Annotated in this window: 24 protein-coding genes; 18 read left to right on the top strand and 6 right to left on the bottom strand. The window is 64.2% G+C overall.

Annotated elements, in window-relative coordinates:
- Window positions 1–62 precede the first annotated feature (62 nt).
- Window positions 63–533, bottom strand: a complete 471-nt coding sequence (locus H8B22_RS01060) for a DUF3293 domain-containing protein (RefSeq protein ID WP_187712321.1) — start codon at window positions 531–533, stop codon at window positions 63–65.
- A 146-nt stretch (window positions 534–679) separates the two neighbouring features.
- Here H8B22_RS01060 and H8B22_RS01055 point away from each other — a divergent pair, with 146 nt between their 5' ends.
- The 16 genes from H8B22_RS01055 to H8B22_RS00980 all read left to right on the top strand — a co-directional run bounded on the left by H8B22_RS01055 (window position 680) and on the right by H8B22_RS00980 (window position 16,522).
- Window positions 680–1,828 carry a pyridoxal phosphate-dependent aminotransferase gene (locus H8B22_RS01055; RefSeq protein ID WP_187712320.1) on the top strand — a complete coding sequence of 383 codons (1,149 nt, stop codon included), beginning with the start codon at window positions 680–682 and terminating at the stop codon, window positions 1,826–1,828.
- A 445-nt stretch (window positions 1,829–2,273) separates the two neighbouring features.
- Window positions 2,274–2,672: a hypothetical protein gene (locus H8B22_RS01050; RefSeq protein ID WP_187712319.1), complete on the top strand. Its 399-nt coding sequence runs from the start codon at window positions 2,274–2,276 to the stop codon at window positions 2,670–2,672.
- 32 nt (window positions 2,673–2,704) lie between these two features.
- Window positions 2,705–3,643, top strand: coding sequence for a virB8 family protein (locus H8B22_RS01045; protein ID WP_225876236.1), 939 nt, complete (start codon window positions 2,705–2,707; stop codon window positions 3,641–3,643).
- On the top strand, window positions 3,640–4,404 hold the full coding sequence (locus H8B22_RS01040) for a TrbG/VirB9 family P-type conjugative transfer protein (protein WP_187712318.1): 765 nt from the start codon (window positions 3,640–3,642) through the stop codon (window positions 4,402–4,404). Before H8B22_RS01045 ends, H8B22_RS01040 begins: the two co-directional genes overlap by 4 nt.
- Window positions 4,401–5,615 carry a TrbI/VirB10 family protein gene (locus H8B22_RS01035; protein ID WP_187712317.1) on the top strand — a complete coding sequence of 405 codons (1,215 nt, stop codon included), beginning with the start codon at window positions 4,401–4,403 and terminating at the stop codon, window positions 5,613–5,615. Before H8B22_RS01040 ends, H8B22_RS01035 begins: the two co-directional genes overlap by 4 nt.
- A gap of 10 nt (window positions 5,616–5,625) precedes the next feature.
- Window positions 5,626–6,672: a P-type DNA transfer ATPase VirB11 gene (gene virB11, locus H8B22_RS01030; protein WP_187712316.1), complete on the top strand. Its 1,047-nt coding sequence runs from the start codon at window positions 5,626–5,628 to the stop codon at window positions 6,670–6,672.
- A 184-nt stretch (window positions 6,673–6,856) separates the two neighbouring features.
- Window positions 6,857–7,561 carry a lytic transglycosylase domain-containing protein gene (locus tag H8B22_RS01025; RefSeq protein ID WP_225876235.1) on the top strand — a complete coding sequence of 235 codons (705 nt, stop codon included), beginning with the start codon at window positions 6,857–6,859 and terminating at the stop codon, window positions 7,559–7,561.
- A gap of 74 nt (window positions 7,562–7,635) precedes the next feature.
- The gene (locus tag H8B22_RS01020) at window positions 7,636–7,995 is read left to right on the top strand and encodes a TrbC/VirB2 family protein (protein WP_187712314.1); all 360 of its coding nucleotides are present in this window, start codon (window positions 7,636–7,638) and stop codon (window positions 7,993–7,995) included.
- Window positions 7,988–8,299 (top strand): type IV secretion system protein VirB3, encoded by a 312-nt coding sequence (locus H8B22_RS01015; RefSeq protein WP_187712313.1) that lies wholly within the window; start codon window positions 7,988–7,990, stop codon window positions 8,297–8,299. Before H8B22_RS01020 ends, H8B22_RS01015 begins: the two co-directional genes overlap by 8 nt.
- A 63-nt stretch (window positions 8,300–8,362) precedes the next feature.
- Window positions 8,363–10,825, top strand: a complete 2,463-nt coding sequence (locus tag H8B22_RS01010) for a VirB4 family type IV secretion/conjugal transfer ATPase (RefSeq protein ID WP_187712312.1) — start codon at window positions 8,363–8,365, stop codon at window positions 10,823–10,825.
- Window positions 10,826–10,882: 57 nt separating this feature from the next.
- Window positions 10,883–11,653 carry a hypothetical protein gene (locus H8B22_RS01005; protein ID WP_187712311.1) on the top strand — a complete coding sequence of 257 codons (771 nt, stop codon included), beginning with the start codon at window positions 10,883–10,885 and terminating at the stop codon, window positions 11,651–11,653.
- A gap of 85 nt (window positions 11,654–11,738) precedes the next feature.
- A complete protein-coding gene (locus tag H8B22_RS01000; RefSeq protein WP_187712310.1) occupies window positions 11,739–12,830 on the top strand; it encodes a type IV secretion system protein in 1,092 nt (363 codons plus the stop codon).
- Window positions 12,831–12,840: 10 nt separating this feature from the next.
- Entirely contained in the window at window positions 12,841–13,347 is a 507-nt protein-coding gene (locus tag H8B22_RS14970; protein ID WP_187712309.1) for a DUF4189 domain-containing protein, read from the top strand.
- 83 nt (window positions 13,348–13,430) lie between these two features.
- On the top strand, window positions 13,431–13,919 hold the full coding sequence (locus H8B22_RS14965) for a DUF4189 domain-containing protein (protein ID WP_407060832.1): 489 nt from the start codon (window positions 13,431–13,433) through the stop codon (window positions 13,917–13,919).
- Window positions 13,920–13,994: 75 nt separating this feature from the next.
- On the top strand, window positions 13,995–15,659 hold the full coding sequence (locus tag H8B22_RS00985; RefSeq protein WP_187713462.1) for a type IV secretory system conjugative DNA transfer family protein: 1,665 nt from the start codon (window positions 13,995–13,997) through the stop codon (window positions 15,657–15,659).
- A gap of 65 nt (window positions 15,660–15,724) precedes the next feature.
- On the top strand, window positions 15,725–16,522 hold the full coding sequence (locus H8B22_RS00980; RefSeq protein ID WP_187712307.1) for an amidohydrolase: 798 nt from the start codon (window positions 15,725–15,727) through the stop codon (window positions 16,520–16,522).
- A gap of 56 nt (window positions 16,523–16,578) precedes the next feature.
- Here H8B22_RS00980 and H8B22_RS00975 read toward each other — a convergent pair whose 3' ends face one another.
- From H8B22_RS00975 to H8B22_RS00955, 5 genes are all read right to left on the bottom strand, one after another.
- Window positions 16,579–17,673: an NAD(P)/FAD-dependent oxidoreductase gene (locus H8B22_RS00975; RefSeq protein ID WP_187712306.1), complete on the bottom strand. Its 1,095-nt coding sequence runs from the start codon at window positions 17,671–17,673 to the stop codon at window positions 16,579–16,581.
- A 108-nt stretch (window positions 17,674–17,781) separates the two neighbouring features.
- Entirely contained in the window at window positions 17,782–18,549 is a 768-nt protein-coding gene (locus tag H8B22_RS00970; protein ID WP_187712305.1) for a hypothetical protein, read from the bottom strand.
- A gap of 221 nt (window positions 18,550–18,770) precedes the next feature.
- Window positions 18,771–20,525 (bottom strand): pseudouridine synthase, encoded by a 1,755-nt coding sequence (locus tag H8B22_RS00965; RefSeq protein ID WP_187712304.1) that lies wholly within the window; start codon window positions 20,523–20,525, stop codon window positions 18,771–18,773.
- Window positions 20,518–21,441, bottom strand: a complete 924-nt coding sequence (gene scpB, locus H8B22_RS00960) for an SMC-Scp complex subunit ScpB (protein ID WP_187712303.1) — start codon at window positions 21,439–21,441, stop codon at window positions 20,518–20,520. Before scpB ends, H8B22_RS00965 begins: the two co-directional genes overlap by 8 nt.
- 122 nt (window positions 21,442–21,563) lie before the next feature.
- The gene (locus tag H8B22_RS00955; RefSeq protein ID WP_407060831.1) at window positions 21,564–22,409 is read right to left on the bottom strand and encodes a segregation and condensation protein A; all 846 of its coding nucleotides are present in this window, start codon (window positions 22,407–22,409) and stop codon (window positions 21,564–21,566) included.
- A 507-nt stretch (window positions 22,410–22,916) separates the two neighbouring features.
- Here H8B22_RS00955 and H8B22_RS00950 point away from each other — a divergent pair.
- Both H8B22_RS00950 and H8B22_RS00945 read left to right on the top strand, forming a co-directional pair.
- A complete protein-coding gene (locus H8B22_RS00950) occupies window positions 22,917–23,216 on the top strand; it encodes a YciI family protein (protein WP_187713461.1) in 300 nt (99 codons plus the stop codon).
- Window positions 23,213–23,503, top strand: a complete 291-nt coding sequence (locus tag H8B22_RS00945) for a BolA family protein (RefSeq protein ID WP_455423536.1) — start codon at window positions 23,213–23,215, stop codon at window positions 23,501–23,503. The genes H8B22_RS00950 and H8B22_RS00945 overlap by 4 nt, the downstream gene beginning before the upstream one ends.
- Window positions 23,504–23,718: the final 215 nt, after the last annotated feature.

Here is a 23,718-nt window from a genome sequence, read left to right as displayed (position 1 = left end):
GCGGCCCGGCCATCCTGTGCAAACCCCCTGTCCCGATCATTTGCCCGGATGGGATGTCCGGGTCAGCCGACCCAGTCGATGCAGTCCAGGCCGGTGGCCTGCGGCGGCCGCGGCATCAGCATGCGCAGGCGCACCGGCTCGCCGAACGTCCAGGCCAGGATCCCGGCCTGGCTGAACTCCCGGCCCAGCAGGTCGACCAGTGCCTCGTCGATATCGCCCACCAGCCAGCCGGCTTCGCGCCAATCGCCGTACTTGGCGTAGGCGTGGGCGGGGTGCCGGGCCAGGCCCATGGCGGTGAGCCGCGCGACCAGCACGGCGTTGGCGGTTTCGTTCGCCGCATCCGAATGCGGCACCGATGCCGGGTTCCAGGCGGTAATGAAGGCGTAGCGGCGCTGCGGCCAATAGGCTTCGAGATCCACCGCCCGCTGCCCCACGTGCAGCGCCAGCGCGTCGCCGTCCAGCACCACCGCGTACTGCGCGGCGGCATAGGCAGCGGCCAGTTCGCTGGCATTGACGAGATGCAGCTCGCGCATGCCGCCAGTCTTCCTGCTTTGCGTTACAGGCGCATCCATCGTACGGGTACCCATGAGCGTCCTCCTCAAAGTACTGGCCGTTGGTCATTAGTACGCCGGAGAGGCATTCCTTACACTCCGGGTTTTCCCCCACACCGCACACTGCAATGACCCCGGAAACCAAGCTGCCCAAGGTCGGCACCACCATCTTCACCGTGATGTCCTCGCTCGCCATGGAGCACGGTGCCGTCAACCTGGGCCAGGGGTTTCCGGACTTCAGCGTACCCGAACGGCTGATCGAAGCGCTCGACCGCGCCATGCGCGAAGGCAAGAACCAGTACGCCCCGATGACCGGCATCCCGGCCCTGCGCCAGGCCATCGCCGCCAAGACCGAACGCTGCTACGGCTACCGGCCGGACGCCGACGCCGAGATTACCGTTGCCTCGGGCGCCTCCGAAGCCATCTTCGACGCCGTCCTGGCCGTGGTCCGCCCGGGCGACGAGGTCATCGTCCTCGACCCGTGTTACGACTGCTACGAACCCGCCATCGACCTCGCCGGCGGCCGCGCCGTGCACGTGCCGCTGGACCCGGTCGACTTCTCGGTGCCGTGGGACCAGGTGCGCGCGGCCATCAGCCCGAAGACGCGGATGCTGATGATCAATTCGCCGCACAACCCGTCCGGCGCCATGTTCACCGCCGACGACATCGCCCAGCTCACCGCGCTGATCAGCGGCACGCATATCTATCTGCTCTCGGACGAGGTCTACGAGCACATCATCTTCGACGGCGCCGTCCACGAATCCGTGCTGCGCTACCCGCAGCTGCGCGAACGCGCCTTCGTGATCTCCAGCTTCGGCAAGACCTACCACTGCACCGGCTGGAAGATCGGTTACTGCATCGCGCCGCCCGCGCTCTCGGCGGAATTCCGCAAGGTGCACCAGTACAACACCTTCTGCTCCTTCGCCCCGGCGCAGTGGGCCTTCGCCGAAATGATCGAGGCCGAGCCGGAACACTACGAACAGCTCGGCGCCTTCTACCAGGCCAAGCGCGACCGCTTCCGCGAACAACTGCTCACCACCAAGCTCAAGCCGCTGCCGGTGCCGGGCGGCTACTTCCAGCTGGTCGACTACTCCGCGGTGAGCGATCTCGACGATGTCGCCTTCTGCCGCTGGCTCACCATCGAGAAGTGCGTCACCGCGATTCCGCTGTCGCCGTTCTACGAGACCGCGCCGCAGGGACAGCGGCTGGCGCGGCTGTGTTTCGCCAAGAACGAGGCGACGTTGGATGCGGCGATCGAACGACTGCAGAAGCTGTAATCGAACCGCCGCATTGGCGGCGGCCGGCGCGGGCGCCGGATTTTTCTGACGGCTGGCCGGCTGGATCCCCTCTTGCCGTTTCTGCGAAGTTCGTTCTACTCTTCGTGACGGGCGTCCTAGACGCCCATCGAGCAGGATGCCGACGTAGGAGGGGGAGTTCAGGGATAGAACGAACACCGTTGTCGCTTAGGGGGCCGCAAGAACGCGGTTGCGACACGGTGCAACACAGGGATGTTGAAGCTGCGAGCCGTCAATACGATGGCCGCTGGGGTAAGTCCCTGCATTTCGTCTGTCACTGTTTCCACGACCACGCGAGGTGGCCTTGGCGCCGCGGCTTTGCCGCGTCCGGGGCCCCCGATGGCGCTTGCGCGTATCAATCCAGTGCGAGCGGGGGAACGTGAAAACAACTGCAATCGACGCCCGTGGGTGGGTCGTAATCGTATCCATGGCTTTCCTGGCGGCGTGTGCCACGCGGCCTGCGCCGGAATTCGGCGGACGCTGGAAGCCGGTCAACCACTATGCGGAAGAGCCGCAGGAAATCCCCCTGCAACAGGCCTACGCCTTCTATCCATCGCCGATGGATGGAACGCTGAAGAGCATGCTCACGCGCTGGGCCCGCGACTCGAAGATGGCGTTGTCCTACCTGCATCCATCCGACTTCACGCTGCATGCCGGCGTCGCGGACATACGCACGAGCGACCTGCAACAGGCGGCGGCCCAGCTGAGCACGGCATACGCCGCGCAGGGCGTCGCGGTCGCCGTCGAGGGCAACCAGATCGTCGTCCGCAACGCTGCCACGGCGACTGCGGCACCTTCCACCGACGGAATTCCAGCGAGTCCGTAGCCGCCTGCGGCGACGCACTTTTCCTGTCTTGTATGGATGCGAGAGAGATGTTCGGAAAGAAAGCGGCAACCCAACAGATCGACACTGCCGTCACCAAGGCGGCGAACTTCGAAATCACCATCGCCGACATGGCGCGCCGCAGCGAGCGGCGCGCGTGGATGGTGGCGTGGTCGGCGATCGCGATGGCCCTGATCCTCGCCGGGGGGTACTTCTACTTCCTCCCCTTGAAGGAGAAGGTGCCGTATCTCGTCATGGCGGACGCGTACACGGGTACCAGCAGCGTGGCGCGCCTGACCGGCGACTTCGGTGATCAGGGCATCAGCGCCAGCGAGGCGCTCAACAAGAGCAACATCTCGCACTTCGTGCTCGCGCGTGAGTCCTACGACTATTCGCAGTTCGGCCAGCGCGACTGGAACACCGTGCATGCCATGGGCGCCCCGGGCGTGACGGTCGGCTACACCCGGCTGTACGCCAAGACCAACCCGGGCAACCCGCAGACGCTATTCGGCAAGAACCGCTCCGTCCGCGTGAAGATCCTCAGCGTGCAGCTGCACGACGCAATCGATACCGGTTCCCGGCCGAAGGCCGCGACGGTGCGGTTCCAGCGCAGCCTGTTCGACAAGGGGGCCGGCACGGCCGAGCCGCTGGACAGCAAGATCGCGTCCATCGAGTACGTCTACAAGTCGAACCTGAAGATGGACGAGCGTAATCGCACGCTCAATCCGCTCGGTTTCCAGGTGACGAGCTATCGCGTCGACAACGATTACGCCGCGTCGCCGCCCATCGAGGACGACATCCCGGCGCCCGTGAGCGCCCCGCCTGCACCCGTCGATCCGTCGGCACTAGGCGCGAATGCTCCGGTCAGTCCCGCCGCCTCGGCTGCGGATGGCACCCAAACACAACAGCTTCCGGCCGCACAGTCGGCGGGAACGGCTGCCAGCAGTAATGCGAATGGAGTCAGCAACCAATGATCTGCATGCGTAAGCGCTGCCTGTCCGGCGTCCTGTTCCTGGCGATGTCGGTCATCGCCACACCGGTCGTCGCACAGGTCATCCAGGAATACGAGTACGAGTCCAACCGCATCTACCAGGTGCGCACGGGCCTGGGCATCACCACGCAGATCGAGTTGAGCCCGAACGAGAAGATCCTGGACTACAGCACCGGTTTCAGCAGCGGCTGGGACCTGAGCCGTCGCGACAACGTCTTCTACCTAAAGCCGAAGAACGTCGACGTCGATACCAACATGATGGTGCGCACCGAGACGCACTCCTACATCTTCGAATTGAAGGTGGTCGCCACCGATTGGCGAGCGCTCGAGCAGGCCAAGCACGCCGGCGTCCAGTACAAGATCAAGTTCGTGTATCCCAGCGATGCGGAGTTCGCCAGCGCAGGCACCAAGGAAGAGTTGCAACCGCAGCTGAGCACGCAGCTCGACCGGGGCCGCGCCTACAACTTCGATTACCACTACGCGACGCGATCCAGGAAGCCCTGGTTGATCCCGACCGCCGTGTATGACGACGGTCAGTTCACCTACGTGCGCATGAGCGACATGAAGAACTTCCCGACCGGGAACTTCCCGGCGGTGTTCGCGCGCGAGCGTGAAGGCAGCGAGGACTTCGTGGTGAACACGACGGTCGAGGACAACACGATCATCGTCCATGGCACCTATCCCTATCTGATCGTCCGCCACGGCAAGAACGTGGTCGGCCTGCGCAGGAACAAGCAGAAATGAGCCAGAACATGCACCCGCCCGGGCATCAGGAAGATCAGGTCGGCGCGTCGCAGGACTCCGGTCCGGCGTATTCCGGGGCCAATCCGTACTACGCGCAGCATTCGGCGGCGTCGGTGCCGGATCTCGACGCGAACACGCCGCTGCTCAAGTCCAGCGACGTGCAGAAGCTGAACCGCAAGGCGCTGGTGTTCCTGGCCGGCATCGTCGCGCTGCTGGTGGTGGCGGCGATCTGGATGTTCAACAGCGCCGGCGCCGAGGAAGAGACGAAGCCGAAGGTCGCGGAGGAAGAGATCCTCATTCCCGAGGCGCCCAAGGCCGCGGCTGCCGAACCGCTACCGCCGCTTCCCGTTGCCGATGCGGCGGAAATGCCGCCGCTGCCGATGGCGCCACCCATGCAGCCGATGCCGCTACCGGACGCGGGTGGTCAGCCCTTGAGTGCGCAGGAGCCTAGCCTCCTTTCCCGCCGCATGGGCGCATCCGAGCAGGACGAACAGCGTTCCGGCACGGCGGTGATGCCCGGAATGATCACTCCCGACTCCTACGCCCAGGCGATGCTTGGCATGCAGGGTCAGGGGCAGGCACAGCCGGCGCGCCCGGGGGTTGCCAGCGCGCAACCGATCCTCAATCCGGACACCTTGCTGGTCCGTGGCACCTATCTGCGTTGCGTGATGGAAACACGGATCATCACCGACGTGCCCGGATTCACCTCTTGCGTGGTGACCGAACCCGTGTACTCGATCAACGGTCGCCGGCTGCTGCTGCCCAAGGGTTCGAAGATCTCGGGAACGTACAAGAGCGACAACGTCACCGGCCCGCGCGTCGCCGTGGTCTGGGACCGCATCACCACGCCCAATGGCATCGACATCAACATGGCCAGCCCCGGCGTGGATAACCTGGGTGCGGCCGGTCATCCAGGTGACTACGACGCGCATTGGGGCAGCCGTATCGCCTCGGCCCTGCTGATCAGCATGATCAGCGATGCCTTCAAGTACGCGGGAGCCAAGCACGGGCCGAGTGGAAGCACCGTGACCAACTCGGGCAACGAAATCATCCAGCCATACGAGAGCAACACCGCGCGGGCGATGGAGCGACTGGCCGGGCAGGCGCTCGAGCGCGGCGCCAGTCGCCCGCCGACGGTGACCATCAACCAGGGCACGGTGGTCAACGTCTACGTGGCCAAGGACGTGGATTTCTCGTCGGTCCTGCGCTGACGCCCTGAACATGATCACCGAAGCACCGCTCGCACGGATCTCCAACGACTTCCTGGATTACCAGTACCAGGTGCTGGGCATCCACGCATACATGAATTCTCCGGAAGTCACCGAGATCTGCATCAACCGGCCGGGCGAACTCTATGTGGAGACCCGAAGTGGGTGGCAGCGCATCGACGTGCCCAGCCTGAACTTCGAGCGTGCGCGCCAGTTCTGTACTGCCGTTGTCAACGAGAGCAACACCGGACAGCGCATCACCGATGCCGACCCCGTGGTCTCGCTGACGTTCCCGACGGGGCAGCGCGCCCAGTTCGTGATTCCGCCGGCCTGCGACGCCGGCAAGGTCTCGATCACCATCCGGTTGCCCTCCAAGCACAGCAAGACGCTCCAGCAGTACCAGGACGACGGCTTCTTCGACCAGGTGCTGGAGCAGGCTGGGGAGCTGGGCGACCACGACCGGGAATTGCTCGAGCTCCGTCGTGCCCGCAACTATGCGGAATTCTTCAAGCGGGCCGTCCACTACAAGAAGAACATCGTGGTGGCCGGCGCAACGGGTAGCGGCAAGACCACGTTCATGAAGTCGCTGGTCAACCACATTCCGGACAACGAACGCCTCGTCACCATCGAGGACGCGCGCGAACTGTTCATCAGCCAGCCAAATGTTGTGCACCTGCTGTATTCCAAGGGCGGGCAGAGCACGAGCAACGTGAGCGCAAAGAGTTGCATGGAAGCCTGCCTGCGCATGAAGCCGGACCGGATCATCCTGGCCGAGCTGCGCGGCGACGAATCGTTCTATTTCATCCGCAACTGTGCGTCGGGCCATCCAGGTTCGATCACCAGTTGCCATGCCGGCAGTACGGCGCAGACATGGGACCAGCTCGCATTGATGGTGAAGGCCTCCGCCGAGGGCTCCGGCCTCGAGTTCTCGGTGATCAAGCGTCTTTTGATGATGACAATCGACATCGTGGTGCACATCAAGGCGCATGCCGGGCAGCGTTACATCACGGGAATCGATTTCGATCCATCGCGTGCGCTGAGCGCCGCGGAAGAAGCGTGAAGTCGCGTGGCGTTCAGATTGCCTCGAAAGCGTATGGATTTATCGGATTTGTCTGATTGACAGCATCAAAACAGCCGTGAATTATTGTGATGGCGATCGATGTCTGGTCGCTTCGCACTAGGGAAGATCAAGCGATACGGAGTGCCAGGAATGGCACACAGGGGTGAACGGGATGTTGCCTGGCATGGAGCTCATGAACTGCCCGAATCTGGCAGTTCCCGATGAGGTGATGCACCACGTCGTGCGCGTGGAGTCATCCAACAACCCCTACGCGATCGGCGTAGTGGGCGGGCGGCTTGTCCGACAGCCGCAGAATCTCGCCGAAGCGCTCGCCACGGTGCGCATGCTCGAGGGAAAGGGGTACAACTTTTCCATCGGATTGGCGCAGGTCAATCGTTACAACCTCGGCAAGTACGGACTCGACAGTTACGAGAAGGCATTCCAGGCCTGCCCCAACCTGGAGGCCGGGTCGCGCATCCTCGCTGAATGCTACAGCCGCTCCGGCCGGGACTGGGGCAAGTCCTTCAGTTGCTATTACTCAGGCAACTTCGTTACCGGCTTCCGCCACGGCTACGTGCAGAAGATCTACGCGTCGATGGGTAACGCGGCTGCATCCGATACAGCGACCCCCGCCATCGCGGTTATCGCAAGGCCCGGACGTCGACCGGTAACCGCCACCAAACAGCCATCCTCGTCTAGTGCCGTGGTCGCGCAGCGCATGGCTACGCCCGAGCCACCCAGGACAGTCGCAGTCGCGGCATCAACCGCCGTAGTCGCGCAGCCGCAAACCGCTTCGGTAGCCACGACCGTGCCCGACGGACAGCAGGGCGCACCTGTCGGCAGCAGCATCGCCTCCATGGCGTCTCCTGATCGTGCATTCGTGTTCTAGCGACATCGCTTCCATTCCGGCGATTCGCCAGTTGTTGTGCCACTCCTGCAATCAAATGAAAGAGGGATCTATTCATGAGCTCCAACCTGCAACTCAAGAACACTGTTTCGGCCTTCCTCTTGGCGGCCACGTTCGTGGCGATGCTGGCCCTGCCTGAAGTCGCATTGGCGCAGACCGCCGAAACCCGCGTCGAAGGCTTCCTGAGCAAGGTCCAGGGCCTGCTCAACATCGCGTCGGTCTCGATCGTGACCATCGCGGTGATCTTCGCCGGCTACCAGATCGCCTTCGCGCACAAGCGTATTTCCGACGTGGCCCCCATCCTGATCGGTGGCTTCCTGATCGGTGCCGCTGCTCAGCTGGCGAAGATGGTCATTCCGGAAGACTCGGCGACGACAACCACGATGGTCATGAATGCGCTGACGACGTATGCATAAGAACGTGCTGTTCCGTGGCTGCACGCGCCCGCCGATGTTCCTGGGAGTTCCCTACATTCCCTTTGCCGTCGGTGCTGGCGCGTGTCTGCTGCTCACGTTCTATATCAACATGTTCTGCCTACTGCTCCTGCCCATCGTGATTTTCATCATGCGGCAGATGGCGCGGCGGGACGAGATGATCTTCCGCCTGCTCGGGTTGCGCTGGCAGTTCCGCACGAAAGTACGGAACCTCCCGCACCATTCGGGCATGTGGGTGTTCTCGCCCAATCTCTACCGCGACCGCACGAGCGGCTCCAGAAACTGAAGGTTCCGATGGTCGCCAGCCTGCTGGCGACCATCGGGTCCGCAATGTCTACCAGGCTCTGCCATGCTCAATCCAGACACCCCCATCAGCGAATTCATTCCACTCTCCACGCACGTTTCGCCGACGGTGTTGAAGACCACCGGGGGCGACTATCTGCTGGTGTGGCATCTCGGTGGGCTGCCGTTCGTCGGTCGCGAGGAATGGGAGATCGAGCATCGCCACAACACCTTCAACAGGATGTTGCAGACCCTGCGCGCACCGGATTTCGTCAATGTCGCGTTCTGGACCCACGATATCCGTAGGCGGGGCAGGGTGCGGGACCAGAGCCGGTTCGACCAGCTATTCAACCAGTCCCTATCCGACGACTACTTCTCGGCGCTGTCCAGCCAGAAGATCATGTTGAACGAGCTCTACCTCACCATGATCTACCGTCCCGTCGTGTCCGGTAAGCGTTTCGTCGAGAAGTCGTCCAACGTCGAGCAGCTACGCTCGGAACAGGAACAGGCGATCGCCAAGGTGCTGGAGCTTGCCGGCAACGTGGAGGCCGTGCTCAAGGACTATGCCCCCTATCGGTTGGGGATGTACGAGGCGCGCAACGGCGTCGTGTTCTCTGAAGCCCTGGAGTTCTTCGGCTATCTGGTCAACCGCATCGACGAGCCGGTGCCTGTGCTGCAGGCGCCGGTCTACGGGTACCTGCCCGTCAGCCGAAACATGTTCTCGGCCAAATCGGGCGACTTCGTCATCAACACGCCGACGGGCGCCAACCATTTCGGCGCGATCCTCAATATCAAGGAATACACCGACGCGACCTATCCCGGGATCCTCAACGGGTTGAAGTACCTGGACTTCGAGTACGTCATCACCCATTCCTTCAGCCCGATGGGGCGGCAGGACGCGCTCAAGGTCCTGGATCGCACCAAGGGCATGATGATCTCTTCCGGCGACAAAGCGGTCAGCCAGATCGCAGAACTGGACCAGGCCATGGACCAGCTCGCTTCCGGCAACTTCGTCCTGGGCGAATACCACTTCACCTTCGCCCTCTACGCGGATTCGCAGGAGCGGCTGGCGCAGAACGTTGCGGCGGCCCGTGCCGAGTTGTCGAACGCGGGCTTCGTCTCCACGAAGGAAGACCTGGCGGTCACATCGTCCTTCTATTCGCAGCTGCCGGGCAACTGGAAATACCGCACGCGGCTGGCCAATGTCAGTTCGCTCAACTTCCTCGGCCTGTCGCCCTTGCACAACTTCGCGATGGGCAAGAAGGAAAACAACCCGTGGGGCGAGTGCGTCACCACGCTCCAGACCACCAACGGTCAGCCCTATTACTTCAATTTTCATGCGACCCACCCGGCGGAGAATTCGCTGGGAGAGAAGGCCATCGCCAACACGATGGTGATCGGCAAGTCCGGTACCGGCAAGACGGCGCTCATCAACTTCCTGCTCAGCCAGGTCCAGAAGCTGAAGCCGTCCCCGACCATCTTCTTCTTCGACAAGGACCGCGGCGCCGAGATCTTCGTCCGGGCCTGCGGCGGCAACTACCTCGCGCTGGAGAACGGGCAGCCTACCGGCTTCAATCCGTTCCATTGCGAGCGCAACGAGTCAAACGTCCAGTTCCTCGCCGACCTGGTCAAGGTGCTGGCGGCGAAGGGGATCTACTCGGCCCGGGAAGAGGAGGACATCTTCCGCGCCGTCGAGAGCATCCTGGATACGCCGGTCCATCTGCGCACGATGACCAACTTCCAGAAGAGCCTGCCCAACATGGGCGATGACGGCCTTTACTCGCGCTTGCGTAAATGGACGGCCGGCAACTCGTTGGGTTGGGTCTTCGATAACCCGGTCGATACGATCGACCTGCAGAAGGCCAACATCATCGGCTTCGACTACACCGATGTCATCGACAACCCGGAGGTGCGGGTGCCGGTCATCAACTACCTGCTGCACCGCCTGGAGTCGCTGATCGATGGACGCCCGTTGATCTATGTGATGGACGAGTTCTGGAAGATCCTGGACGGCGGTGGCGCCCTCAAGGAGTTTGCGAAAAACAAGCAGAAGACCATCCGCAAGCAGAACGGGCTCGGCATCTTCGCGACGCAGAGTCCGGAGGACGCGCTTGCCAGCGACATCTCCGCCGCGCTGATCGAACAGACCGCGACGTTGGTCCTTCTGCCAAATCCGAATGCCAGCCGTGAGGACTATATCGACGGGCTCAAGCTGACCGATGCCGAATACCAGGTCGTGAAAAGCCTGGATGAGCGCTCGCGTTGCTTCCTGGTGAAGCAGGGCCATGCGGCCACAGTGTGCCAGTTGAACCTGCGCGGGATGGACGATGCCCTGGCGGTGATCTCGTCGTCCACCGACAACATCGACGTCATGCATCGGGTGCTGGAGGAGGAGGCCCGTCGATCCGGGGTCCCGGTGCAGGGGCTGCGGCCCGAGCAATGGCTGGAACGGTTCTATGCGGAGCGGAAAGGTTCGGGGAAGGGGAAGTTACCTTCCCCGGCTCTTGTCGAGGCCCGGGTGCGGGCCTAGTTGGGCACGCGGTGAATCCGCGGGTTGCGCTCGTTCATCAATCAAGGAGGAATGACTGTGAGTCAATCAATCATGCGTCGCCCTGAAGCGCTGCTTCAGACGCTGGCTGTTCTTGCGCTGCTGGGTGGCGGGTTGCTGGTGCCGCGACAGGCTCTGGCGGTGGTTCCGTGCACGCCGCCGCTGTGTGCCTCCGAGTACACACAGCTGATGAACAATATCCAGCTCGCCAGCCAGTACGCCCAGCAGATCCAGCAGTTCCAGAAGCAGATCGACCAGTACCGGACCCAGTTGGAGCAGTACAAACAGATGTTCATTACTGGGACCCCTTACAAACCCACGCCCTCGTACCGGGTGAACATCGACGAGCGCTTCCCTGAGCGGGGAATCAACGACAAGGTGGCTGAATTTTGTGGCTCGGCACCGAAGAATAATCCGGTTGGTGTTGGGCAATACGCCAACTGCGTTGCCAAGATCCAGACCGAGAATCGACGCTACAACGCCATGCGAGAGCTGCTGAAGGAAGTCGAAGCGAACGACAAGGCACTGGAAGAGGCACGTCTCGAGAGGGCCGGGATCGATCCAGAAGCCCAAGGCGCCCTCCAGGCAAACTCGAACAAGATGATGTCGATCCAGTCGAAAATGCAGAACGACGTGCAGAACGGCAAGTACACCATCGACGCCTACAACTCCATGCTGGTGGCGCTGAATGAAGAGACGGCCCGGCTTGCGCGCGGCGCGCTCAACAATGAGAACGAGTTGTTGGGCACCGTCGTGCAGGGTGCTGCCCTGAAGCTGGCGCTCAAGGCCGCACGATCGCGCGACCGTTAAGGCTGGTTGATTCAATCGCCGCGAGTCCACCAGCTGGGCTCGCGGAACTTCGATGCAACAGTATGGATGCTCTATGGATGGAAGCGTGCAAGCAGTAGCGGGCGCCGTGGCGGACCTGTTTCATTTTCAGGTCGCAGATCTACCGAATCTCGTGTTCTTCTCGGAGGTCAACGACTTCCTCGACGACGAGATCGCGGAGTTCGCAGGGAACCTGCTCCAGCGGGTGGCCCGGTTCGTCGGCGGCATCGCGCTCACGGTGGTTACCTGGTGGATCATCTACCAGGGCTACCGCATCGTGACGGGGCAGTCCCGTGAGCCGATGATGGCGCTCGTAGCGAACTCGCTTCGCGCCGTTCTCATCGTGGGCATCGCGGTCGGTGCGGCCGCGGGTGCGGGCTCCGTTTATCGCTCCACGACGGATGGTCTGAACACCGTCGTCCGCAAGGTGGTGACCGGCGACGAGGGCGAGGGCAGTTACGCCGACATCGACAAGACGCTGGCGATCATGCAGGTGGCGTTGCAGGTCATCGACTCCGTGGACTCCGGTGACGACGTCCTGACCGATGACAAGAAGAATCGCGCCCTGTGGCTCGCGGGCGTCGGCTTGGGCGGGCCGGCGATCATGGCTGCCACGACTTTGCTGCTGAACAAGATCGCGATGGCCCTGGTAATAGGCTTGGGCCCGATCTTCATCCTGTGTCTGCTTTTTGACCAGACCAAGCAGTTGTTCTCGAGATGGCTCTATTACGGGATAGGAACCCTGTTCTCTATGGCGTTCCTGACTGTAATGGTGACCTTGGCGATGGATATGGTGATAGCGATCGGGATGGCGTTCTGGGCCGCAAGCTGGTTGTCCGGCGGCAGCAGCGAGAGCTTGACAAGCATGGCCATGCAGCAAGGCGGCCTCGGGATCGTTCTCAGCATGCTGATCATTTCGGCGCCGCCCATGGCGGCCATGTTCTTCCAGGGCATGCTTGGACAGTTCAGCGGCTATAACGCATTCCAGGGACAAGCATCGCCTCCTGGAACCAGCATTCCGCCTGTGTCGCAGACGCAAAGTCCTCCAGCTAGAACGGACGTTACGGATGTCGGTTCTAGAGGCGATGCTCGCTTGAGTCATTCGGCAAACTTGACGCAAGAACAGAAAGATCAGGTGCGAGTCGGTCCGAGGCAATAGGGATGTTTCTATGAAAACTAGAGCGTTGGCGTGGTTGTTTCTCTTGATTTGTGGCGTCGCGAAAGCGGAGCAGGGCTGTGCTCCAGGGTTCTACCCCGGAGGTATGCAGCCTGGCGGACCTATATGTGTCCCCAGTCCCGGCTATGGAACCACGAACAATACTGCGGACGCCGGTGGTGGTACGGTTTGGGCGAATCGTTGGGGCGCAGTCGCGCTAGGCGAGGGAGATGACGGTGTTTCTGTAGCCGGCGTAGCTGAGGGCTTGCCCAGTCGCGGGAAAGCCAAGCGCGCGGCCATCACTGACTGCGAGTCGGGTGGTGGCCACAAGTGCGAGATATTTGTTAGCTACACGAACCAGTGCATTACCCTGGCGACAGGGGGGGGGTACACCAGCGGTGGCACGGCCGCATCAGTTCAAGAGGCCGACAGCGTTGCACTCAGCAGGTGTTCTGCAAACTCATCCGGGACATGTCGCGTGTTGTACCAAGCATGCAGCTTGCCAGAGAAAGTTCGATGAACTTCGCTTCGCGCGCAAGCCTCCCCTGATTATTGACGAACTAGTTTTTGAAAGCTCAAGTTCAGGCAAGTGTTGACGATCAGATGCGCGGAGGCGCCATGAGGGGGCTGGTGCTGTTGATGCTTCTTGCGTTTGCCGGCGCCGCTTTAGCGGAGCAGGGATGTGCCTCTGGTTTCTATCCGGGTGGAGCGCAACCCGGCGGACAAATATGTGTGCCGATTCCCGGCTACGGGACAACTAACAACACGGGCGCGGAAGGCAGCAGCGTTTGGGCAAACAGGTGGGGCGCAATCGCTATTGGCAACGGAGTCGCCGGCGTATCGGAAGGTCTGCCCAGTCGTGGGAAGGCAAAGCGAACGGCCTTAGACGACTGCAAGGCGGGCGGCGGGATGGATTGCAAAGTCATCGTTGCCTATGTCAATCAATGTGTCGCGCTTGCAACTGGGTCAGGTGATTCAAGCTATGGACGGGCGCCATCTTGTAGATCGAGCGTCAGTTCTTGCAGTGGAAGAGTGCTCGTTGCGCTCTACGGGCGTGTGCCAGGTAATTTACTCTGCATGCAGCATGTCTGAGCGGATTCGATGAGGTTGCAATAGCAATAGGTCGTTACAGATTACGGGCGCAATGGAGTGCGAGTGAACTCGAAGATTATTTTGGCCGGAGTCGCCGGTATCGTCGTTCTTTTGGCTGGAACATACCTGTCCGGCTATTTGACGTTCCTGCTCCTCAAGCTCGATACCAGCGCCCTGCAATGGGATACCTACATCAAGTATTTGGGAGTACTTGGCTTGCCGCGCTACCAACCCTATGCGGGCAAGATCAAGGCCGGCGGGCTGATTGGATACGGCATTCCCTTGTTGACTTATGTCGCGGGCCTGGCGGTTGTCCTCAGGCCAGCCAAGCGTTCCACGCATGGTGATGCGAGGTTCGCGGGCGTGCTCGACCTGCAGAAGAAGGGCATGTTCCAGGCGACGGCCAACGGCATTGTCGTGGGCAAGTTCGGAGGCAGGTTGCTGCGACTGGGCGGACAGCAGTTCGCGATCCTTGCCGCTCCCACCCGCTCGGGAAAGGGTGTCGGGGTAGTAATCCCCAACCTGCTCGAGTACCAGGAATCCGTCGTCGTCCTCGATATCAAGCAGGAGAACTTCGGCCTGACCAGTGGCTGGCGCGCCCGCCAGGGCCAGGAGATCTATCTCTTCAACCCGTTTGCCGAGGACCGACGGACCCATCGTTGGAACCCGCTGACCTATGTGTCTGCAGATCCCGCGTTTCGCGTATCCGACCTGATGAGCATTGCCGCGATGCTCTATCCGGATGGTGCGGACGAGCAGAAGTTCTGGGTGGGTCAAGCGCGCAATGCATTCATGGCGTTCGCCCTGTACCTGTTCGAGGCCTGGGAGGAGGAAAGGCGAGCCGGATTCCCCTTCTCGAAGCCGCCGACGCTGGGGGCGATCTACCGGATCTCTTCCGGCGATGGCAAGTCCGAGCTCAAGCCCTATCTGCAGGAGCTTTCCCAACGGCCATTCCTTAGCGGAAACGCGCGCTCGGCATTCGCCAACCTGTTGTCGCAGGCCGATGAGACATTCGCGTCGATCCTGGGAACCTTCAAGGAGCCGTTGAATCCCTGGCTGAACCCCGTGCTGGATGCAGCGACCAGCGGCGATGATTTCCTCCTGACCGACCTGCGCAAGAAGCGCATGACGATCTACGTCGGGATCCAGCCGAACAAGCTGGCCGAAAGCCGGCTGATCGTGAATCTGTTCTTCAGCCAGATCATCAACCTCAATACGCGCGAGCTGCCGCAGAACAATCCGGCGCTCAAGCACCAGTGCCTGCTGCTCATGGACGAATTCACCTCCATCGGCAAGGTCGACATCATCGCGTCCGCGGTCGCCTACATGGCCGGCTACAACCTGCGCCTGCTGCCCATCATCCAGAGCATGGCCCAGCTGGATGCGACCTACGGAAAGGAAGTCGCGCGCACGATCATCACCAACCATGCCGTGCAGATCATCTACGCGCCGCGGGAGCAGCAGGATGCGAACGACTACTCCGAGATGCTCGGCTACACGACCGTGCGCCGGCAGAACGTCACCCGCGGCAAGGAAGTGTCGCGTAGCGAGGTCGAGGAAAGGCGTGCGCTGATGCTGCCGCAGGAACTCAAGGCGATGGGGTTCGACAAGGAGGTCGTGCTGTACGAAGGCCTCCCGCATCCGGTCCTCTGCGAGAAGATCAAGTACTACGAGGATCGGTATTTCACCTCGCGCCTCCTGCCCAAGGTGTCGATCCCGATGCTGGAGCTGCGGATGTAGTCCCGGGCGGAAGCGCGGCCGCCGGGCTGGCATCCGTGTGCCGCGATTGGCGGTAAAGTACCCCCATGAAAAACCTCCGCGTATCCCTGGTCCAGGGCGAAACCCGCTGGCACGATCCGGCCGGCAACCGCGACTACTACGCCGGGCTGCTCGATCCGCTGCACAACACCACCGACCTGGTGATCCTGCCGGAGACGTTCACCAGCGGTTTCAGCAACGACGCCATCAGCAACGCGGAAACCATGGACGGGCCGACGGTCGAATGGATGCGCCGCCAGGCCGACAGCATCGATGCGGCCATCTGCGGCAGCGTGCAGATCCGCACGGAGCAGGGGGTGTTCAACCGCATGCTGTTCGTGAAGCCGGACGGCGAGGTGCACACCTACGACAAGCGCCACCTCTTCCGTTACGCGAAGGAACACGAGCGCTACGCCGCCGGCCGTGAGCGCCTGACGGTGGAATGGAAGGGCTGGCGCATCTGTCCGCTGGTCTGCTACGACCTGCGCTTCCCGGTGTATTCGCGCAACCGCTTCAACGTCGAGCGCGAGGGGCTGCTCGATTACGACCTGCTCATCTACGTCGCCAACTGGCCGGCGGCGCGCAGCTATCCGTGGAAGACGCTGCTGCGGGCGCGCGCGATCGAAAACCTTTGCTACGTCGCCGGCGTGAATCGCGTCGGCACGGACGGCAATGGCCTGCATTATTCCGGCGACAGCGCGATCGTCGATTTCCTCGGGCATCCGCTGACGGAGGCGGCCGACGAGGAAGTGGTGTCCACGATGCTGTTGCAGGTCGCGCCTTTGCTTGAACATCGCGAGAAGTTCCCGGCGATGCTGGATGGGGACGCCTTCGAGCTACGCTGAGGTATGGCATTCGCGGTGCCGGCGGAGTTGGCCGTTTTGCGGTGTCGTGACTGCTGTCAGCGCCGCTTGTGGAAATACACCTGCTCCGCCGCCCAGCGCAGCGGCGGCGAGTACAGCAGCAGGTCGAACGGCCAGTCGAACTGCAGCCGGTCGTAGGCCCAGCGCAGCGCCCGCTTGGTGCGGAAGCGGGGCGCGGCGTCGAGCGCGATGCGTTCGGGCGGCGGGCCGCTGTCGCGCAGGTGCGCGGCGATGGCGCGGCCGGTGGCCCAGCCGTGTTCCCACGCGGAATGGATGCCGCCGGCGGTGACCGGCGAAACGATGCCGGCGGCGTCGCCGGTTAGCATCACCCGGTCGTCCACCATGGCGTTGACCGGTCCGCTGCAGGGAATCAGGCCGGCGCGCGTATGGCCCGGTTTCAGATGGCGTGGCAGTCCGCCGGCAACGCCGGCGCGCAGCAGGAAGCCGTCGATGTCGGGCACGCGTGCGCGTTCGGGATCGTGGCGCAGGGCGAGGCCGGCCTGCACGCCGGTCGGGCTCTGCGCGATCCAGCCGATGTAGCCGGGCGCGTAGCGCTTGCTGATGAAGCAGTGCAGGGCGTTGTCGTCGGCCAGGCGGGCGCCGGGGAACTCGTATTCGATGCCGTAGAGGAACTGCTTCACCTCGCCGAGCCCGCAACGCTGCGCTACCCGTGAGCGCGCGCCATCCGCGCCGACCAGGTAACGCGTGCGGCCGGCGCCTTCGACCGTCCAGCCGCCGTTCGCACGCTCGCAGCGGGTGAATGCCGTGCCCAGGCGCAGATCCACGCCGTTCGCGCGCAGTTGCTCCGCCAGCCAGCGCATCACGCCGGGAGTGTCGGTGGTGAGGAAGTAGTAGCCCGGTGCCGCCAGGGCGATCTGGCGCAGGCTCGGTGCGTACAGGCGCACCTGTTCGACGCGGCGGGTGAGGTGCGCGGGGAGCTGGTTGAGCAGGGTCTGCTCGGCGGCTTCCTTCACGATGATGCCGGTGGTGCGCAGCTTGTCGCCGGGATCGCGCTTGCGTTCGAGCACGCATACGCGCAGCCCGCGTTGCGCGGCCGCGAGCGCGGTGGCGGCGCCGGCGAAGCTGGCGCCAACAACGACGAGGTCGAAGTCGAAGGGTTCCGTGGTGGTCATCGTGCATCGTCGCGGTGGGGCGATGCGAGGATGACGGCGCGCTGCGAAGCGATCGCGGCGCGTGTGTGAAGCGGGCGCGAAGTCGGGCGCCGAGTGCCGCATGTGCGGTTACGGCATGTCGATGTCGACGGTTTCGGCGATGGTGGTCTTGCCGTGGAACTCGCGCACCAGCACCAGGCCGAGGTCGGGGCAGTAGTACTTGTGTTCGATCGCCCCCGGGCTCAGCGACGACCATTCCTTGGTCACCAGGCAGTCGGCGAACGTGCCCAGCCCGGTCGTCACGTTACGGCCGACGCCGACGACCTTCGCGGCATCTTCGGCGACACCCGCGCTGAATTCCTGCTGGTAGAAATCGCCTGCAGCGGGTTCGGCGAGCATGATCAGTCCGGCGATGGCGCCGTCGCGGCCGGCTTCCCACGAACCTTCGGTGCTCGTGCCGGTAGGGTTGCCGGCGTCGTCGTATTCGAAGGCGGTGGTCGCCTCGCCGACGTACCAGACGTTGCCGTCGTCGTCCTGCGCGTACCAGTCGAAGGTGTCTTCCAGCAGCCGGTCACGGCCGCCGTCGCAGTCGGCATCCAGCCATGCGCGGTCGCTCACCACGCGGGCACTGAGCCCGGCATAGGCGCCGGTGAAATCGTCCTTGCTGTCGCCGGTCACCTGGGTCTCGTCGACGATGCATTCGTCGACCGATACCTCGGCAACGACCACGCGCAGCCCCGGCAACAACGGCAGGTAGGCGTTGTCGATCAGCAGTGGGGTGGTGAAGTTGGCAAGGTCGAACGCGTATTCGACCCGACCGCCGCTGTACGCCACGCGTGCCGCCAGGAGCCCGAGGATGCCTGCAATGACGGCCGCCAATCTCGCCTGGGTTCGCATGGCGATGCCTCCGCGATGGGTGCACTCCGCATAGCGCAGGGCGGGGGAACGTGGCGCGAATTCCTTGTTATCGCGGGCTTGGATCTTCGATCTTCACGCGGGTGAACGCAGCGACGGCGAGCGCCTGCCGCCGTACGCATGGTGTTCGACCTGCCATGCCCACCAAAACGAAGGGCGCCCCAAGGCGCCCTTCGTCGGATCACGCTGTCTGCAGCCCGGTATCAGCCGCCCGAATGACGGCCACCACCGGGGCGACCACCGCCGCGCGGACCGCCCGGACGGGGGCCACCGGGTCGCGGGCCGCCAGGACGCGGGCCCTTGCCGGCGCCGGGACGATTGCCACCGGGTCCATTGCCGCCGGGGCGGTTGCCGCCCGGACGCGGCGCGCGCGGCTTGTCGCCGTAGGGATTGAAGCCGCCGCCATAGGCATGGTCGGACGGGAAGCTGGGGGCGTTGCCCGGATGCCCATAGGGCTTGGGCGCGCGGCCTTGGCCACCGCCGCCGCCACGCGGTCCGCGCTCGCTGCGTTCGCCACCGTAACCGCCACCGCCACGCTGTTCGCCACCGAAGCCGCCGCCGGAACGGTCACCGCCGTAACCGCCGCCGCGCTGTTCGCCGCCGAACCCGCCGCCGCCGGAGCGCTCACCGCGACCACGGCCCTGGTAGCCACCACCAGCTCCAGCGCCAGCACCACCACGATTGCCTTCACCCTGGCCGCCGCCCGGACCGCGGCGCGGCGGCTTGTTGCCGTAAGGGCCGCCCTTGTTGGGGCGCCCAGGTCCGCGATTTTCCGGGTTGCGATGACCGGTCGGGCCGGTGTCGACGCCCTCGGGCACGTACCAGGTGCGGAACGCGGCGGGGTTGCCTTCCGGCAGCGGCTTGGGACCCTTGTCCTTGCGCTGCTTGAAGGGTTTCTGCGATTGCTTCGCGGCCATTTCGCCGCTCACCGTCAGGCCGCCGTGCGGCTTCTTGCCGCCGCGGCCACCGCGACGATCCTCGCGCACGTGGTCGAAGCGGCGCAGTTCGCGGCCTTCATCGGCCGTGTTGTGGCCGCCGACGTAGCCCTGCGAACGGCCCCTGCCGGTCAGGTCGATGGTCGACTTCGTCGCCTTGCGCTGGCCGATCACCGGCTGCAGCGTCAGCGCGGAAGGCGTGTCGCTCTCCAGGCCCAGCTCGCTGCGCAGCGCCTCGACCTTGTCCGCGGCGAGTTCCTGCGACTGGCTGCGCAGCAGTTCGCGCGGCAGCGCGACCTTGCCGTAGCGCACGCGCTTGAGGCGCGAAACCTGGCAACCCTGCGATTCCCACAGGCGGCGCACTTCGCGGTTGCGGCCTTCCTTCACCACGACGCGGAACCAGTCGTGCGAATCGCTGCCGCCGATGCGTTCGATCTCGTCGAACTTGGCCGAGCCGTCTTCCAGTGCGACGCCGCGCGCGAGGCGCTCGACGATGTTGTCCGGCACGACGTCCTGGCCTTCCGGTGCACGCACGCGGCAGACGTATTCGCGCTCGACTTCGAACGACGGATGCATCAGCGCGTTGGCGAGCTCACCGTCGGTGGTGAGCAGCAGCAGGCCGGTGGTGTTGATGTCGAGGCGGCCGATCGCGATCCAGCGCGCGCCCTTGAGCATCGGCAGCGCTTCGAACACGGTCGGACGGCCTTCGGGGTCCTCGCGCGTGGTCACTTCGCCTTCGGGCTTGTTGTACATCAGCACGCGCGCCGGTTCCGTCAGCGCGGTCGCGACGAAGGTCTTGCCGTCGATCTCGATCTTGTCGCCGCCGGTGACGCTCTGGCCGACCGTGGCGGTCTCGCCATTGATCTTGACCAGGCCATCGGCGATGCGCTGCTCCAGCGCACGGCGCGAACCGAGGCCGGCCTGCGCCAGCACCTTGTGCAGGCGCTCTTCGAGGCGCGGGGCGTCGGCGGCTTCGCTGCCGGGACGCTTGAGGGTGAGCTTGCGGCTCTTTTCTTCAGTCATTTTTCTCTTGCTCCGACGATGCAAGGTCTGCGTCGTCATCGGTCATGGGAACGGTCGTCGTCTCGACGGCGTTGTCCCGGTCGTCCGCGTCATCCGCGTCGCCCGGGCTGTCATCGTGTACAGGGTCGTTCTCGTCTGCCGCGGATTCGCCCGTCGCGGCTTCGGGTTCGCCATCGCTGGCGGGATGGGTGGTTTCGTCGTCGGCAGCGATGCCTTCGCTCTGGTTGTCTTCGGATTCGCCGGTCGACAGCTCGTCGCTGCCGGTGTTGTCGGCGAGTTCGTCGCCGTTGGCCGCATCGCCTTCCACGCCGGGGGCGGCGCCCAGGCCACCGGCTTCGATCGGGGTCGGATCGATCACGTTGTCGAACTGCAGCTGCGGTTCGAGCTCGCCGATGTCCTTCAGTTCCGACAGCGGCGGCAGCTCGTCCAGGCGCTTCAGCCCGAAGTAGTCGAGGAAGCCCTTGGTGGTGCCGAACAGGGCCGGCTTGCCGGGCACGTCGCGGTGGCCGACGACGCGGATCCACTCGCGTTCTTCCAGTGCCTGGATGATGTTGCTGCTGACCGCCACGCCGCGGACCTGTTCGATCTCGCCGCGCGTGATCGGCTGGCGGTAGGCGATCAGGGCCAGGGTTTCCAGGGTGGCGCGGGTGTACTTGGTCTTGCGCTCGGTCCACAGGCGCGACACCCAGGCGTGCACGTCGGCCTTGACCTGGTAGCGGAAGCCCGAGGCCAGTTCGACCAGTTCGACGCCACGGTTGGCGCAGTCCTCGCGCAGGAATTCCAGCGCCTGTTCGACGCTGTCGTTCGGCGCGGGCTGGTCCTCGGGGAACAGCGAATGCAGCTGTGCCAGCGTCAGCGGCTGGTTGGCCGCGAGCAGGGCGCCTTCGATGATGCGATTGATGAGGTCTTGGTCCATCAGGATTGATGTGCGATGTGGACGGTTGGGGGCTTCAAGTTCGAAATCGGGAGCCGGGAGGTCCATGGGCGTGCCGTCGTTGCCGTTGCTCTGGGTTTCAGGGAGCGCGGGCGGCAAGGCGATCACGCCCGCGCGTCGTCGTTCGCGGCGGGTTCGTCGAACTCGCTGCTCAGTTCGATCTCGGCGCCGTCCTTGTTCAGCGCCAGCGACTTGACGTAGATCGGCTGCAGCGGGCCTTCCTGCACGATTTCCACCAGCTGTTCCTTGGCCAGGGTGAGCAGGCCGAGGAAGGTCACCACCACGCCGAGCTTGCCTTCCTCGGCGGTGAACAGCGATTCGAAGCGGTGGAACACGCCGTCCTTGAGCGCTTCCAGCAGGTCGCCCATGCGCTGGCGCACGCTGAGCGCATCGCGCTTGATTGCGTGCTGGGTGAACAGCTCGGCGCGCTTGAGCACGTCGTGCAGGGCCAGCAGCATTTCCTTGAGATCCACCGGCGGCGGCAGCTTGACGCTGGCGCGGTCGGGCACGAAGGCCGAAGCCGGCGTGGTGTCGCGGTCCTGCCGGGGCAGGGTATCGATGTCCTCGGCGGCCTTCTTGAAGCGCTCGTATTCCTGCAGGCGGCGGACCAGTTCGGCGCGGGGGTCTTCCTCCAGGCCTTCCTCGGTCGGCGCGCGCGGCAGCAGCATGCGCGACTTGATCTCGGCCAGCATCGCGGCCATCACCAGGTACTCGGCGGCCAGCTCGAAGCGCAGCATCTCGTGCATCGTCTGGATGTACTCGACGTACTGGCGGGTGATCTCCGCCACCGGGATGTCGAGGATGTCCAGGTTCTGCCGGCGGATCAGGTACAGCAGCAGGTCGAGCGGGCCCTCGAAGGCCTCGAGGATGACTTCCAGCGCGTCCGGCGGGATGTACAGGTCCTGCGGGATCTGCAGCACCGGCTGGCCGAGCACCATCGCCAGCGGCATTTCCTGCTGCTGCGGACGGGTGTTGTTGTGGTTGTTTTCCGGCGCAGCAGGCGCACTGCCGCCGCCGTCTACATCGCCGCTGTTTACTTCATCGGTCATTCGAAGCCGGCCCCTCCGGGCCCTGGCATTGGCTACGACATCGGCGGCGCCGGCGGCGCGGGCATGGCCCGGCCTGCGAGACGCGACCGCAAGGTGCTACGGACAGCTACGTCGAAAGCTTGATCCCATTGCCCGAATGGACTTCAACCGGCGCACCCGCAGGGCGGGGCGGTGTCGACGAAGTGGATTGCGGGCGAGGGCCGGGTGGGTGCAGCGACGCACTTCGAGGTGCGTTGTGGCGGCGGTGTGGGAGTCCTGCCGCGACGGCCGCTGCTTCCGGCCTCAGGTAGTTGTCGCCAAGGGTACGGGGCGGGGCGGGGGTGTGTCCAGCGCGACGACTGCTCCGGTCAGGATCGATTCCGCACGCGGCTACAATTCTTCGACTCTGCGCACAGGATGAATGAAGGCATGTGGTACGTGATCGAGGGCCATGACGGCCCGGATGTCCTCGCCAAGCGGCTCGCCGCGCGCCCGGCGCACCTGGCCCGGCTGACCGCGCTGCGCGACGCGGGACGCCTGATGCTGGCCGGTCCGTGCCCGGCGATCGATGCCGAAGACCCGGGCCCGGCCGGATTCAGCGGCAGCCTGGTGGTGGCCGAGTTCGGCTCGCTGGACGAGGCCCGTGCCTGGGCCGATGCCGATCCGTATGTCGCCGCTGGCATCTATGCGCGGGTCGACGTGCGCCCGTTCAAGCGGGTCCTGCCGTGAGCCTGCCGCGGGAAGAGCGGGTCGGCGCGATCCGCGCCGCGATCGAGGCCACGCTGGCCCCGATGGCACTGGAGATCGAGGACGAGAGCCACAAGCACGCCGGCCACGCCGGCGCCCGCGACGGCCGGGGGCATTTCCGCGTGGACGTGGTCAGCGGCGCCTTCGCCGGCCTGAGCCCGATCGCCCGCCACCGTGCCGTCTATGCCGCGGTGGGTGAGTTGATGACCACCGACATCCACGCCCTGGCGATCCGGGCGCGCACGCCGCAGGAAGCCGGCACGCCGTAGCCCGGGTGCGCGCAGCGCGCCCGGGATCCCCAGCGCACCTGGCGCCCGGAAGGGGTCGCATGTTCTGCTGCACCGCCCCCTGTCACGCCGTAGTCCGCCCGCTATACTCGCCCGTGGGTCCGGGTTTTCGCCCGGCGATCGTCTAGCTGAATCAATGGCTTAGGCGAATTATCTAATCTGTTTCAGTACCCAGAGGCGAGGCGGCAACGCCCCCG

The sequence above is a fragment of the Lysobacter terrestris genome, from assembly GCF_014489475.1.
GTDB classification, from domain to species: Bacteria; Pseudomonadota; Gammaproteobacteria; order Xanthomonadales; family Xanthomonadaceae; genus Agrilutibacter; species Agrilutibacter terrestris.
The sequence above is the reverse complement of the archived record's forward strand: the minus strand, read 5'-3'. Positions and strand labels throughout refer to the sequence as shown.